Annotated in this window: 11 protein-coding genes and 1 pseudogene; 2 read left to right on the plus strand and 10 right to left on the minus strand. The window is 68.7% G+C overall.

All coding sequences use genetic code 11. The features are described 5' to 3' along the window. Positions 1–422: 422 nt before the first annotated feature. From QQS16_RS01100 to QQS16_RS01145, 10 genes and pseudogenes are all read right to left on the minus strand, one after another. Positions 423–1,018 (minus strand): annotated as a pseudogene (locus tag QQS16_RS01100) ((Fe-S)-binding protein); the annotation flags it as partial. Beyond that, positions 1,009–1,911: an amidohydrolase family protein gene (locus QQS16_RS01105; RefSeq protein WP_286066172.1), complete on the minus strand. Its 903-nt coding sequence runs from the start codon at positions 1,909–1,911 to the stop codon at positions 1,009–1,011. The pseudogene QQS16_RS01100 and the gene QQS16_RS01105, both read right to left, overlap by 10 nt. Continuing rightward, positions 1,892–2,959 carry an aldo/keto reductase gene (locus QQS16_RS01110; RefSeq protein ID WP_286059630.1) on the minus strand — a complete coding sequence of 356 codons (1,068 nt, stop codon included), beginning with the start codon at positions 2,957–2,959 and terminating at the stop codon, positions 1,892–1,894. Before QQS16_RS01110 ends, QQS16_RS01105 begins: the two co-directional genes overlap by 20 nt. Next, a complete protein-coding gene (locus QQS16_RS01115) occupies positions 2,956–3,714 on the minus strand; it encodes an SDR family NAD(P)-dependent oxidoreductase (protein ID WP_286066173.1) in 759 nt (252 codons plus the stop codon). Before QQS16_RS01115 ends, QQS16_RS01110 begins: the two co-directional genes overlap by 4 nt. A 38-nt stretch (positions 3,715–3,752) precedes the next feature. Continuing rightward, positions 3,753–4,604, minus strand: a complete 852-nt coding sequence (locus QQS16_RS01120; protein ID WP_286059631.1) for a fumarylacetoacetate hydrolase family protein — start codon at positions 4,602–4,604, stop codon at positions 3,753–3,755. 27 nt (positions 4,605–4,631) lie between these two features. Further along, positions 4,632–4,973: an L-rhamnose mutarotase gene (locus QQS16_RS01125; RefSeq protein ID WP_286059632.1), complete on the minus strand. Its 342-nt coding sequence runs from the start codon at positions 4,971–4,973 to the stop codon at positions 4,632–4,634. A gap of 283 nt (positions 4,974–5,256) precedes the next feature. Next, positions 5,257–6,141 (minus strand): carbohydrate ABC transporter permease, encoded by an 885-nt coding sequence (locus QQS16_RS01130; RefSeq protein ID WP_286066174.1) that lies wholly within the window; start codon positions 6,139–6,141, stop codon positions 5,257–5,259. Positions 6,142–6,218: 77 nt separating this feature from the next. Beyond that, complete coding sequence (locus QQS16_RS01135) at positions 6,219–7,139, minus strand: carbohydrate ABC transporter permease (protein WP_286059633.1); 921 nt, start codon at positions 7,137–7,139, stop codon at positions 6,219–6,221. Positions 7,140–7,151: 12 nt separating this feature from the next. After that, a complete protein-coding gene (locus tag QQS16_RS01140; protein ID WP_286059634.1) occupies positions 7,152–8,516 on the minus strand; it encodes an ABC transporter substrate-binding protein in 1,365 nt (454 codons plus the stop codon). 95 nt (positions 8,517–8,611) lie between these two features. Beyond that, positions 8,612–9,727 (minus strand): enolase C-terminal domain-like protein, encoded by a 1,116-nt coding sequence (locus QQS16_RS01145; RefSeq protein WP_286059636.1) that lies wholly within the window; start codon positions 9,725–9,727, stop codon positions 8,612–8,614. Between the two features lie 129 nt (positions 9,728–9,856). Here QQS16_RS01145 and QQS16_RS01150 point away from each other — a divergent pair, with 129 nt between their 5' ends. Then, positions 9,857–10,624 (plus strand): FadR/GntR family transcriptional regulator, encoded by a 768-nt coding sequence (locus tag QQS16_RS01150; RefSeq protein ID WP_286059637.1) that lies wholly within the window; start codon positions 9,857–9,859, stop codon positions 10,622–10,624. A 208-nt stretch (positions 10,625–10,832) separates the two neighbouring features. Continuing rightward, positions 10,833–13,991 (plus strand): DUF1349 domain-containing protein, encoded by a 3,159-nt coding sequence (locus tag QQS16_RS01155; protein WP_286059638.1) that lies wholly within the window; start codon positions 10,833–10,835, stop codon positions 13,989–13,991. The last annotated feature ends 898 nt before the right edge of the window (positions 13,992–14,889 follow it).

Below are 14,889 nucleotides of genomic sequence, written 5' to 3' on the forward strand. Positions count from 1 at the left end.
TAGCGTAGGACGACGTCAGACTCGGCGGCAGCGATCCGATGCTCGGAGATGACGACTTTCTCGCTCGCGTTGACGGCGCCGTCCACCGTGGCCCGTGCGGTCAGGGTGGTCTGCCTCATCACCATCGCGTGATGGACTGCGCGTAGCCAACCTCGCGGAGTCTCCTGAGCACGTTGTCCGACGAGTGGTCAGAAGAGCGGAAGGTAGCCCTGACCAGTAAGAATTGTGGTCCGGAGCGCTTCAATTGACCGCTCTGAGTCTCACAGTTGGCCACGTCCGGTGCCCTCAGCCAGAAGGAGTGTGCCTGGTGAAGTCGATCGTGCAACCGGACGGAGTGGCAGCCGAGTGGCCGGATCGGGTGGCCGCCGTACGCCGCGAGCTCCGGGAAGCAGTTCTACCTCGAGGTGATCGAAGAATCGTAGGACATGGCGCATCTTCTCGGCCAGCATGGCGTTGGACACGTCCGCGTTCTTGAGCGCGAAGGTGCCGCCGAAGCCGCAGCAGGACTCGGCGGCGGGCAGCTCGACCAGGTCGATGCCCTTCACCGCGCGCAGCAGCCTGAGCGGCCGTCGCCGACCCGCAGCATGCGCAGGGAGTGGCAGGTCGGGTGATAGGTGACCCGGTGCGGGAAGTGTGCGCCGACGTCGGTGACGCCGAGGACGTCGACGAGGAGTTCCGACAGTTCGTACACCGTCGGCACCACCCGCTCGACCGCCTCGGTGAGCGTGGGGTCCCCCACCTGGGCGGCCACCACCCGGTGGTGGTCACGCGCCATGCCCGCGCAGGAGCCGGAAGGAGTGACCACGGCGTCATAGTCCGCGAAGACCTCCGCGAAACGGCGCACCATGGGCAGGGTCTCGGGGCGTTACCCGGTATTGAAGTGCATCTGGCCGCAGCAGGTCTGGCCCTGCGGGAACTGCACGGAGTGGCCGAGCCGTTCCAGTAGGTCGGTCACCGCCCGGCCGGTGCGGGGAAACATCATGTCGTTGAAACAGGTGATGAAGAGAGCTATGCGCATGGTGCTTCCTGAGCGGCCGGGGAGCCGGTGGAGGTCAGACCGTAGGTCCGCAGGGCGGTTCCGGTGAAGACCTCGCGGCGTTCGGCGGGATGGAGGGCGGCCATCAACTCCCGTGCGGCCGCGACGACTTTGGCGTAGGTGGCGGACAGCCGGCAGACGGGCCAGTCGGAGCCGAACATCAGCCGCCGCGGTCCGAAAGCGTCCAGGACCGTGTTGGCGTACGGCTGGAGGTCCTCGACGTTCCACTGGTCCCAGTCGGCCTCGGTCACCATGCCGGAGAGCTTGCAGACGGTGTTGGGCAGCGAGGCCAGCAGGCGCACCGCGTCCGCCCATGGCCGCAGCTCGCCCGAGGCGATGGGGGGCTTGCCCGCGTGATCGAGTACGAAGGTGAGGCCGGGCAGCAACTGAGCGGTCTCATGGGCAACCGCGAGCTGGTGGGGCCTGACGACCAGGTCGTATGCGAGCCCCGCCTCGGCCACCGCGGCGAGCCCACGCAGCACGTCCGGCCGTGCCAGCCAGCGAGGATCGGATTCGCCCTGCACCTGGTGTCGGATGCCCACCAGGTACTCGCCACCCGGCCCCTCCCGCAGGCCCGCGAGCGCGCGGGCGACATCCGGGGAGGTCAGGTCGGTCCAGCCCACGACACCGGCCACCAGGTCGCTGTCCTGGGCCAAGGCCAGGAACTCCGGCGTTTCCTCCGGAACGTCGATCGTCTGGACCAGGACCGTCGCGGTGACGCCGGCGGCGCGGGCCTCGGGCTCCAGCTCGGCGAGCATGAAATCGCGGCGCAGCGGGGCGAGTTCCCGTCCGGTGATCCAGTCCTGGTCGCGGACGGAGAGATCCCACACGTGGTGGTGTGCGTCGATGACGCCCTCAGCGGTCTTCCCCTCCATGGCGGTCACCCCCACAACTCCTCGCGTCCCCCTTCGGCCGATCGGCTTCGTCGACCGGTGAGACGACAGGGACGGGGACGTGCAGGGGCAGCAGCCCCTCTGCGCGCAGTGCGTCCCAGACCGCGGCCGGTACCGTTCGCCGCAACTGGGCCACTGTGTCGCGGACCTCCTCGGCGGAACGCGCTCCGGACAATACGCTCGCGACCGCCGGATGGCCGAACGGAAAGCGCAGAGCGGCTGAGCGCAGCGGTACGCCGTGGCGTTCGGTGACCGCCTTCATGCGCAGTGCCCGGTCCAGCACGTGGGGTGGGGTGGGCACGTAGTCGTACATGGCCCCGGGCTTGGGGTCGGTGAGCAGACCCGAGTTGAACACCCCGCCGACGATGACACTCCTGCCGCGGGCGGCGGCCTCCGGCAGTAGCTCAGCAAGCCCCTCCTGCTCCAGCAGGGTGTAGCGGCCGGCGAGCAGCACCACGTCGATGTCGGTCTCGCGCAGGAAGCGGGCGGGGAGTGCGCACTGGTTCACTCCGATGCCGATCGCCTTGACGACGCCTTCATCGCGCAGCCGTTCCAGCGCCGGGTAGGCCTCGGTGAGGGCCTGCTCGGCGTGGTGGTCCGGGTCGTGCAGCAGGGCGATGTCCACACGGTCCAGGCCGAGGCGGTCCAGGCTGGCTTCCAGGGAGCGCAGGACTCCGTCGGAGCTGAAGTCCCAGACTCGGCGGTGGGTGCCGGGCACGGCGAAGCCGTGGGCGAGATCGTCGCCGCGGCCGCCTTCCGGGTGGGGTTCGAGCAGTCGCCCGACCTTGGTGGAGACGGTGTACGTGTCGCGGTCGCGGTCGCGCAGCGCGGCGCCCAGGCGTCGCTCGGACAGCCCGAGTCCGTAGTGCGGGGCGGTGTCGAAGGTGCGTATGCCCGCGTCCCAGGCGGCCTCCACCGCGGCCAACGCGGCCTCGTCGGTGACCGGGCGGAAGAGGTTGCCGATGGCGGCGGCCCCGAACGACAGCTCGGTGACCCTGACACCAGTGGTGCCCAGCGTGGTCGCTCTCATGCGCTATCCGCCGGGCGCAGCCGAAGCCCCTGCATGCCACCGTCGACGGCGAGGGCGATGCCGGTGACGGACGACGCGGCGGGGCTCGCCAGGTAGACCACGGCCGCCGCCACCTCGCCCGCGGTGACCAGGCGTCCCAGGGGCTGGCGTGCGTCGAGGGCTGCGCGTTCCGCCTTCGAGTCGTCGGCGGCGCCCAGGAGCCGGGTCACCCAGGGGGTGTCGGCGGTGCCGGGGTTGACGCAGTTGACGCGGATGCCCTCACGGACATGGTCGGCGGCCATCGCCAGGGTCAGCGACAGCACCGCTCCCTTGCTCGCGGAGTACAGGGCACGCTGGGGAAGGCCCGCGGTGGCCGCGATGGAGCAGGTGTTGACGATCGCCGCGTACGACGAGCGCCGCAGATACGGCAGGGCGGCGCGGGTGGTGCGCACCGTCCCGAGGACGTTGACGTCGAGGACGCGGTGCCACTCCTCGTCGGGGTTGTCCTCGACGGTACCGACGGCGCCGACACCCGCGTTGTTGACCAGGATGTCCAGGCCACCGAGCTCCTCGGCAGCGGCGTCCACGGCGGCACGTACCGAGGCGTCGTCGCTGAGGTCGGCCTTGAGAGCGATCAGCGGTTCGGGGGCGTCGGAGGGGGCGAGGTCGAGGACGGCCACCGTGGCGCCGTGCTCGGCCAGCATCCGGGACGTGGCCAGCCCGATCCCGGACGCGCCGCCGGTGACGACGGCCTTGAGCCCTGACAGGCCGCTCAAGCTGCTCAACTGACTCGACTTGCTCAAGGGAGCGCCTTTCACGCTTGGGCGAAGGTCTGGCGCTGGGCGCCGAGGCCGTCGATGGCGAGCTCGACGGTGTCGCCGGGGCGGAGGTAGGGGGTGCCGGGGAGACCGAGGGCCACGCCTGCGGGCGTACCGGTGTTGATCACGTCGCCCGGTTCCAGGACCATGTACTGGCTCAGGTAGGACACGAGGTGGTCGATCGCGAAGATCATGTCGCCCGCATGGCCCTGTTGCCGTTTCACGCCGTTGACGCTCAGGCGCAGACCGAGGTTCTGCGGGTCGCCGACCTCGTCGGCGGTGACGAGCCAGGGGCCGAGCGGGTTGAAGGTCTCGCAGGACTTGCCCAGGTCCCACTGGGACGAGTACTCAAGCTGGAACTCACGCTCGGAGACGTCGTGACTGATCGCGTATCCCGCGATCACGGCCCGCGCGGCCGCGGGTCCGTCGAGGTAGCGGGCCCGTCGTCCGATGACGACCGCGAGTTCGACCTCCCAGTCGGTCCTGGTGGAGCCGCGGGGGATGAGCACCTCGTCGTACGGGCCGACGACCGTGCCCGGGTCCTTCATGAAGACCACCGGGCGCGCGGGGATCGCCGCACCGGTCTCGGCGGCGTGGTCGCGGTAGTTCAGACCGACGCAGACGATCTTGCCGGGGCGGGTGACGGGAGCGCCGATGCGCAGGCCGGCCGGGTCCAGCTCGGGCAGCTCCCCCGCCGTGACGGCCACGCGGGCCCGGTCGACTCCGCCCGAAGCCAGGAAGGCGCCGTCGATGTCCGGCGTCACGGACGACACGTCCAGCAGCCGGCCGTCGTCGGTGCGGACGGCGGGCCGCTCCTCGCCCGGCGCGCCGACTCGTAGCAGTTTCACTGCGCTTCTCCTTGCCATAGGTGGGTGTCAGGTGGCTGTCGCCGAGGGGGCCAGATGCCAGACCTCGGTCAGGTCCGACCAGTTGCCCCCGGTGCCGGTATCCGCCCAGGGCTCCTGACAGGGGCCGGTGAGCTTCCACCAGGCTTGAGTGGCCGCGTCGGCGCCGATCGCGGCCATGTCGGCCTCGAAGTCGTCGCCGTGGTACTCGAAGTAGCCGAACAGCGTGTCCTCGCGCAGAAAGATGCTGTAGTTGCGGATGTTCGCGGCTCTCAGCGCGGCCTCGACACCCGGCCATACCGCGGAGTGCAGGCGCAGATACAGGTCACGGTGTTCCGGCCGCAGGCGGATCGTCTGGGCAACGCGCTTCATCGGGGTCCTTCCGGTGAGTGTGGGCCGCGTTGCCGGACAGCCCGGATCGGGCGTGCCTTGCGACGCATCGGTGAAGGGTGCCCCCCACGACCTGCGGCTCGGGACGCCCCCGATGTCAGGGAACGTCGGTTCAGCACGACGGTGGGGCGGGGGTTCCGACGCACTGTCAGTACGCGGTACCGACGGTGCCCTGAGCACGATCGACGGCTCCCGTTCCGTGGCTCCCGTTCCGTGTCGGCGCGCCCTGGGTGGACGAAGGGCGCCAGGGGTTGCGGCCGCCGCCTCACTCCTTTGTCGCGCCGGCGAGCATGCCGGACACGAGAGCGCGTTGGGAGAAGAGGAACACGATCAGAACGGGAACGATGGTCACCAGGGTGGCCAGGGCCAGCTCGGGTCGCATGATCGGGTTTCCCGTGCCGCCGGAGGTGTTGAACAGCGGCGAGGCGGCGAGCAGGTTGTTCAGCCCCACCTGCGCCGGATATTGCGAGCTGTCGGGCAGCATCACGAACGGCAGGAAGAAGTTGTTCCAGTTGCCGACGAAGTTGAAGAAGCCGACCAGGGCGATCACGGGCTTGGCCAGCGGCATCGCGATGAGACGGAAGACCTGCCACTCCGAGCAGCCGTCGATGCGCGCCGCGGCCAGCAGGTCGGAGGGGACGTTGGAGGAGAAGTAGATGTAGGTGAGGTAGACCCCGAACGGGAAGAAGGAGAAGGGCAGGATGACCGACCAGATCGTGCCGTCCAGGTGCACCGCGTTCATCCCCAGGTACAGGGGCAGCACCATCGCGGCCGTCGGCATGAGCATCACGAGCATGGTGACGGTGAGCAGCATCCGTCGCCCGATGAACTGGGTGAGGGCCAGCGCGTACCCGGCGGGGATCGACGTCACCAGGGTCACGGCCAGCGCGCCGAACGTGTAGAGCGCCGAGTTCAGCAGCCAGGTGAGGATGGCGCCGTCCTGGAACGCGTAGAGGTGGTGCCAGGTGTCGGCGACCGCGCCGAGAGAGCCGAAGGAGAACGGGTTGTCCCGCACGATCTGGCCGTCGGTCTTGGTCGGGGCCAGCAGAAGCCACACCACCGGCACACAGAAGAACAGCGTGGACAGGCCCATGACGACGAGCCAGGCCAGCCGGGCGGCCAGTGAGCTTGGGCGGCGCTTGGGGCGCATGGGCTTCCTCGGGCTGGTGCGGCCGCCGGCGGTACGGGGCGGCGGGGTCCGGCGGGCTGTGGTCGTGGGAGCTGTGGTCATCCTTCGTCCCTGTCGAACAGGCCGGTACGGAAGACGACGAGCGCCGCGCAGGCGAGGCCCAGGATGAGGAGGTCGACGGAGAGCGCCGCCGCGCCGTTGAAGTCGCCTGCCTGGAAGGCGTACTGGTAGGAGAGCTGGTTCGGTGACCAGCTGTCGGGGATCATGCCCCAGCTGGCGAGGGAGACCAGTTGCGGCTCGACGAAGAGCTGGGTGCCGGCCGCGAAGGCCAGGATCAGCATGTACGCGATCCACTTGGTGATCATCGGGATCTGGATGCGCAGGGCGATCTGGAGCGTGCTGGCGCCGTCGATGCGGGCGGCCTCCAGGATCTCGTCCGGGATGCTGTTGAGCGCGCCGTACATGACCACGATCCAGCCGCCGGCCCCGGTCCAGAAGGCGATGACGGTGAAGAGCACCGGCAGGTGACCGGGGGCGTTGACCTGGGCGAGGGTGTTCCAGCCGAAGCCCTTCAGCAGCCAGCCGACGGGGCTGGCTGCCGGGTCGAGGAGGATCAGGAAGAGCAGGACGCTCGCCACCCCGGCGAGGGCACCCGGCAGGTAGAACAGGAACCGCAGGCTGGTGGAGGTTCTGCGCATGCGGCCGTGCAGCATCAGGGAGAGCAGCACCACCAGGATCATCAGGCTGGCCAGCCACACCACCAGGTACAGGCCGATGTGGAGGAAGGCCGGTCCGAAGCGGTAGTCGGTGAACGTCCGGGTGAAGTTGCCGATCCCGACGAGCTGGTTGCGGGAGTTGGACAGCGCCAGCCACACCGCGTAACAAGTGGGCAGGACGCCGAAGGCGAGCAGGAGGAGGACATAGCCGGAGACGAAGACGTAACCGGCGCGTCCGACCGGGTTGCGGGCCGAGCGGCCGCCGCGGCGGCCGCTCCGCTCCGTTGCGAGGTGGGTGGTCATCGGTCCGCTTCGCTAGTTGACGGTGTATCCGAGAGACGTGGCCTTGTCGGTGATGGCCGTCTGCCAGGTGCCCAGGGTGTCGGTGAGGGTCTTGTCGGAGTTCAGGGCCGGGATCACGGTGGAGGAGTAGATCGCTTCCTGGCTGTACTGGGTGGCGGACCAGCCGGGCCAGACGAGTTCCGCCGCCTCCTGGAAGACCGGGCTGACGTCCTCGGCGAAGTAGCCGGTCTTCTGCTGGCCGGCGAGCCAGGCGACGGCTGCCTGCTTGTGCGCGGGATAGGTACCCGCGGTGGCCTGGTAGGCCTTGGAGGTGGCCATCCAGGTCACCAGGTCGGAAGCCGCCTTGAGGTTCTTGCTGTGGGAGGAGACGAACCACAGACCACCGCCGACGTTGCCGGTGTAGTTCTTGTCGTCGCCCTCGAACTTCAGCGGTGAGGCGGCGGCGATCTGCCCCTTGGGGATTTTGAAGGTGGAGTTGAAGAGCACCTGGCCGTACCAGGAAGGGCCGGGGAGCATGAGGACCTTGCTCGCCTTGTTCTTGATGAAGCCGGCGCTGAAGACGGTGTCCTTGGAGACCGAGCCCTTGGAGATCAGGCTGTCGAGCAGCTTGGCCATCCGGGTGCACTTGGGATCCTGCAGGTCGACCTTGACCTTCTTGGTGCCGGTCGCCGTGCTGGCAGGGCACTGGCTCGCCCAGAAGTACACCTCGGGGCTCCAGGCGTCCCCGGCGGTTCCGACCAGGTAGCCGGGGTGCTCCTTGGCGACCTTCTTGCCGAGTGCCTGGTACTCCTCCCAGGTGGTCGGGACGGAGTACCCGAACTTGTCCATGAGCTTCTTGTTGTACCAGAGCACGTTCTGGGCCAGGTCGTTGCGCAGGCAGTAGGTGTTGCCGTTGAAGGTGCAGGGGTCCAGCGCGCCGTCGGCGAAGCCCTTGAGCTCGGACGGGGGGACCACGCCCTGGTTGAGGGGTGCGGCATAGGGGGTCTTGCCCTGGGATGCCCAGCTGGCGTCGTTGACATTGGCGCTGAAGGCGACGTCAGGCCATCCGCTGCCGGTCCGGTCGAACAGCTGGACCTTGGTCTGCAGGTCGTTGGCGCCGTTGGCGTTGCCGCTGTACGTGACGATCTTGATCTTCGCGTCCGGGTGCGCCTTCTGGTACGCCTTTACGCCAGGCACCCGGGTGGCGTCCGCCCAGACCGTGATCTCGCTGCCTTCCTTCTGCGCGACAGGCTTGAAGGCTCCCGGGGAGGCAGTCGTCGCCGGTGCGGGGTCCGCGCTGCCGCAGGCGGCGAGCGTGAGCAGGGAGACGGCGCCCAGGACGGCGACGGCCGTGTGTCTGAGCTGGCGGCGGGAGGAAACCGGAACGTCGTCGTTCATGACTGACCTCAGATCTTAGGAAATGGCGCACAGCGATGAGAGGCGCCGCATTCGGGGTGTTCGGGACAGGCGGTTCGGGCTTGGGGCTCCGGCCATCAGGCCCGGGGCGGGGTAACAGTCTCCTTGTCGACAAATGCCTGAAGGGCGGGAGGGTAGTCCAGGCCCGCCGGAAGGGCGACGCCCGGACCGGTCGGGGCGTGGACCAGGCCGTGGGCGTCGATGCCGCTCTCGCGGCTGATGGGGTTTCCCATGACCAGCGACTCGTAGTAGGTGGTGTTCGAGATGGCCATACACAGGTGCCGGTTGGGGATCTCCGGTCCGTGCACCTCAGCGCGCAGCCGGTAGGCGTCGGCAAGGTGGGCGGTGCGCATAGCTCCGGTGAAGCCGCCACGCAGTTGCGTGGAGGCGCGGACTCCGAAGGTGGCGGCGCCGGCCTGGATGAAATCGGCCGAGTTCATGTGCGCCCCGTCGGAGGTCTCGGCCACGAGGAGGGGAACGGCCACCGCGTCGGCGAGACGCTTGTACGCGGTGACGCTGAACTCCCTCATCGGCTCCTCGTACCAGAGGTAGTCGGCGTCCGAGAGGGCGTGCCCGAGATGGATCGCGTCGGGGAGGTCGAAGCCCGCCGACCCGTCGAACATCAGTGGGATGTCGTCCCCCACATGTTCACGCAACGCCACCGACAGGCGGGCGTCGCGGCGGGCGTCACCCCAGGCGTGAAGCTTGATGGCGGGGTAACCGAGCTCCAGGGCCTGGTCGGCGATGTCCAGGTACTCCTCGACCGAGGAGTAGGTGACAGTGGAGGCGTAGGCGGGTATCGAGGTGCGGTAACCGCCGAGCATCTGCCAGGTGGGCCGGTCGGCGAGTCGTCCGGCCAGGTCCCACAGCGCGGTGTCGACCAGCCCCAGCAGGTAGAGCGGCAGCTCCTCCGTGCGGTCCACCTCCCACATACGGTGCCAGAGCCATTCCCGCTGCAGGGGATCCTGCCCCACCAACTCCGCGCGCAGTACGCGGTCCAGCAGATCCGCCAGGATGACCCCACTGCCCCGCCGAGGGGACATCGCCACCCCCTCGACCCCTTCGTCCGTGCGGATGCGCAGCACCGCGGCCTCGCCCTCGGACGGGCTGCCCAGGAGTCCGTCCCGCCAGACGAAGGGGGGACTGGCTCCCGGCACCCGGACCGGATGGCTCTCGACTTCGGCAATGTGCACGGCTTGCACCCCTTGTAGCGGGAAGTACTGCTGCGAAATTTTCGTGTAACGTAAGTCGTCATACGAATGCTGTCAAGGAGTTTCCGCGCAGTAGACTCGCCGCCATCCGTATCAGCAAGGGGGACCCGCATGGCCAAGGACAGCACCGGCGGAACAGGAGAGCCTCCCGTTCTCAAGCCCTGGCCCAAGCGTCCGGCTCGACTGGCGCAGGCCGTCATGGAGAGCCTCACCGACACGATCGTGTCGGGCGGCATCCCCCCGGGCTCGACCCTGCCGGTCGAACCCGAGCTCTGCGAGACGTTCGGCGTCAGCCGGATCACCATCCGCGAGGCGGTCAAGTCCCTGGAGGCCAAGGGGCTGGTCCTGGCCCGGCAGGGCTACGGCACCACCGTCACCCCGCCCGAGGAGTGGAACCTCCTCGACCCCGTCGTGCTCGCCGCGACCGTCCAGCACGACGACCAGCTCGTCGTCCTCGACCAGTTGGTCGACATCCGGTCGACACTGGAGGCCCAGATGGCGGCCCAAGCGGCGGAGTCGGCCACCGACGAAGACCTGCGAGCCATCGAGCGGCTGCTCGCCCGGCTCGACGAGGAGACCGCCGCCCCGGCGCGCTTCATCGAGACCGATGTTGCCTTCCACGACCGGATCCTGCAGGCATCCCACAACAGGCTCGGCCGTTCCATCATCCGGATCCTCCACGCCCAGGCACGCACGACGTTCCTGTACAACGGCACACCGGACGCGATCGCGTGCGAGCGGGCCAACGCAGAGCACCACGCGGTCGCCGAGCGGCTGCTGGCCCGGGACCCCGACGGGGCCGCGCAGGCCATGGCGGCACACATTCAAACCGCCTGGAGCCGCCGTCGCTCGCCCAACGTCGGCTCCCCCGCCTCCTGAAAGCACCCGCACCGACCCGCCCCCGAGCCGAACCGGCCGGGGGCGTTCGCATGTCCAGGTCCCAGCCGAGTCGACAGCGCGCGACCTATTGACGAAATTCGTATGACGTCTAATGTTACATCGCTATTACCCCTTCCCCTCTTGCCGCTGGGCTCTCCCCTGCCCGCCAAGAGCACCACGGGCCCCCGAACCTCCCGGAAGGTGCCACATGCGAACCACCCGCATACGTCCATCGGTCCCTGACCATCTCCGATCATGGCTGGCCACAGCCGCCGTCTTCACTGCCTCGACCGCGGCAGTCCTCACCCAGGCCGGCCTCGCCTTCGCGGCCGGCACGACGCTCTACGCCGCACCGAACGGCTCCGGCACCGCCTGCTCCGCGAGCCAGCCGTGTTCCCTCACCCAGGCCAAGACCCAGGTGCGGGCGCTCAACGACGCCATGACGGGTGACATCACCGTCGAGCTCGCCGACGGCACCTACCGGCTCTCCGCGCCGCTCACCTTCACCTCGGCGGACTCCGGCACAGGCGGCTACACGGTGAACTGGAAGGCCGCGCTGGGCGCCCGCCCCGTCATCACCGGAGCGCAGAAGGCCACCGGCTGGACCGTGCAGGACTCGGCCAAGAACATCTGGAAGGCCGACGTCGGCACCGGCTTCGACACGCGCCACCTGTCCGTCGACGGCACCCTGGCCACCAGGGCCCGCGCCGAGGTCACCCGCTCCCACCTGACCGCGACCACCAGCGGCTACACGTTCACGAACAGCTCACTGAGCTACCTCAACAGCCTCGCGCACCCCGGCCGGACCGAGATCCACGGCATCGGATCCTTCACCGACCGCTATGCCCCGGTGACCGACATCAGCAACGGCACCATCACCATGGCCCAGCCCTCGTGGGACAACAACACGTTCGGCTACGACACCCTGACCAGCCCCTTCCACGCCGGCCCCCTCTACATCGAGAACGCCTACGAATTCCTCGACACGGCCGGCGAGTGGTACCTCGACACCGCTGCCGGCACCCTGTACTACAAGCCGCCCACCGGGCAGGATATGAGCCAGACCGACGTCGAGGTGCCGAAGCTGGAGTCGCTCATCGGCGTCGGAGGGACCTACTCCTCCCCCGCCACCCACATCGCCTTCTCAGGGCTGCAGTTCTCGGGCACCAGCTGGCTGGACCCCACCACCCACGGCTACGCCAGCCAGCAGACCGGCGCCTACATCTCCGGCACCTGGGACCGCCCGTCGGACGCGCTGACCTCGTGCCAGAGCGGCTGCAAGCTCTTCGAGGCGACACGCCCCCACTGGGACCAGATGCCCTCCGCCGTCCAGGTCTCGGCCGCCGACCACATCACGTTCACCGGTAACCGGTTCACCCAGCTCGGACAGAGCGGCCTCGGCATCGGCAACGACGCCAACGCCCACACCACCGGCGTGGGACTCGGAGCCGACACCATCACCGCGACGGGCAACGTCTTCACCCAGGACGCGGGCGGCGGCATCGTCGTCGGCGGCCTTCAGGCGGACGCGCATCATCCCAGTGACGGCCGGATGACCAACAAGAACATCACACTGAGCAACAACCTCATCCACGACGTGGCGCTGGAGTACCGCGACATGTCGGCCATCCTCGTCACCTACGTGAACGGCGCGACCGTCTCGCACAACGAGGTGTACAACCTGCCCTACTCCGGCATCACCATCGGCTACGGCTGGGGCGTCAACGACATCGGCGGCAGCCAGGACTACGTCAACCGGGGCCTGTACAGCTACCAGCCCACCTACACGACGGCGACCACCGCAGCGAACAACCACGTCACCGACAACTACATCCACGACCTCATGCAGCAGATGACCGACGGCGGCTGCATGTACACCCTGTCGGCGTCACCGGGCAGCTCCTTCGAACGCAACTACTGCCACAACAACAACGGTTGGTTCGGCTTCTACCACGACGAGGGCTCCCGGAACTTCACGGACACCAACAACGTCTTCCGCAACACCGGCCGCTGGGCTCAGCAGAACAGCACCTCGGTCAACAACACCGGCGCCCTGACCCTGACCGACAACTGGACGAGCAACAGTTCCACGATCATCACCAACACCGACGGCCGCGGCAACGCGGTGAGCGGCACCGTCGTCGTCAGCAACGGCAACTGGCCGTCAGCCGCCAAGACGGTCATGGACAACGCCGGCATCCAGCCCCTGTACCGTCCGCTGACCACCGACCCCGTCAGCTCCCCCTACAGCGCCTACTCCTCCACCCCCGCCCACACCGGCCAGAGCGGTGGCCACTTCACGATCACCGACGCGGGCCAGGACATCTGGGGTGCCGGCGGACAGCACGACGACGAGTACGGCACCGTCTTCCGAAACGGGGCAGCTGTCGACGGCACGTCGGTGACCGCCCGGGTCGACAGCCTGGACAACACCAACGGCTGGGCCAAGGCCGGCGTCGTCCTGCGCAATGACCTCACGAACGACGGCTCCTCCGCCGGATACGCGGCAGTGGTGGTGACCCCGAGCAACGGCGTCAGCTTCCAGCGGGACTCCAACGCCGACGGCTACCTCGACCAGCTCACGAACACCGCCGCCGCCGTCAAGGCACCGGTCTGGCTGCGCCTCACCCGCACCGCCACCCAGGTGTCCGCCCACTACTCCACCGACGGATCCACCTTCACCCAGGTCGGCTCGACGGTGACCCTGCCGTCCATGGCGGCCACCCAGGACGCCGGTGTCATCCACACAGCCCACAGCACCACCGCCGGCAGCGCGACCTTCAGCAACCTGCGCATCGTCACCTCTCCCTACAAGGCATACAGCTCGATTCCGGCCGCCGTCAGCCAAAGCGGCCAAGTGACCTCCCTGACCAACGCGGGCATCGACATATGGCGCTCCGGCACGGCCTACGACGACGAGTACTCCGCCGCCTACCAGACCGGGGCCGCTGGAACATCCTCGACCGTCACCGTCCGCGTCACCAGTCAGGACAAGACCAATGGCTGGGCCAAAGCCGGCCTGATGCTGCGCAACAACATCGCCTCCGCCGGCTCGTCCACCGGGTACCTCGTCCTCGCCACCACCCCCGGCAACGGAATCGCCCTGTCGTCGGACTCCAACAGTGACGGCTACCTCGACACCAACACCATCAAGACCGGAAGCGCCACCACCGCCCCGGTCTGGCTCCGCCTGGTCAGAAGCGGCACGTCGGTCACCGGCTCCTACTCCGCCAACGGCACCACCTGGACCACTGTCGGAACCGCGACACTGACCGGGGCGAACAGCACCCTGGACGCGGGCATGTTCTCCACGGCCCACGCCGGCAGTCCCGGCACCGCCAACTTCAGCCAGTTCTCCGTCAGCTGACGAAACGGTTCGGGCCACGATCTCCGAAACCAGCTCCGCGTGCCGGTGCGGCCTCCGCACCGGCACGCGGAGCGCGTCACGTTCGCGCCGAACTCCGCGCGGCAGCGCAACACCGCGGCATCGGCGGCCGCCTCACCCATCCCTGCAGCGCGTGCTCACGTCCGCGCCGACGAGCCGGTGGGCCGCCCCCACTGCGGGGGGGGCGGGCCCGCAGTTCCTCGGTGCGAGCGAGAACCTCAGCAGAGGATGAATCCTGGATCCGGACACGCGCTTTGAGTGCGCGAGGTGCTCAGGTGCCCCGCGCCCGTAGACGACGTTCGCCGTTCCTGGCGTGCAGCCGGCCAGGCCCTGGCCCATCTGCTGGCTGTCTCCCGAGGGCAGCCGGTGCAGGTCCCGGACGGTCTGACCGCGGACGTGGTCCAGCGCGTGCTCGACGCCCTGCTGCCGCCAGGCCCCCCGAAGCTGCGAGCCGTGCCGGCTGGACCGGGACAGGCCTCCCCGGACGCGGGCGTCGACATCCTCCGCGTACCGGTCCATCCCCAGACAGGCCAGCCCTGGACTCCTGCCGGCCCGGCTGCGTCGGCATACCCGGTGCCCCTGCCGCTGGGGTGTGGCTGTGGCTGGTCTCTCCCCAGCCGTACTTGCCGGTTCCCGCGTCAGGCCGCATACCCCAGGACGTACCCGTGACGCCCCACTCCCGCTGCTCCCCCACTACCTGGGAACGTTCCAGCACACCTTGGTCCGGCTACCAGCCGTGCGCCGCCCCTGGCTGCGCAGGATCCTCGAGAACCTCACGCAGGGCCCTCGGCCGACCTGTTCTAGCGTCTGGCAATCGAACAGCGCCGGACTCTCGTGCCTCCCAAAGGTCGACATCTGCTGTCCGATGTGGGGCTCTGGT

Origin of the sequence: Streptomyces sp. ALI-76-A (genome assembly GCF_030287445.1) — a bacterium.
Taxonomy (GTDB): Bacteria; Actinomycetota; Actinomycetes; order Streptomycetales; family Streptomycetaceae; genus Streptomyces.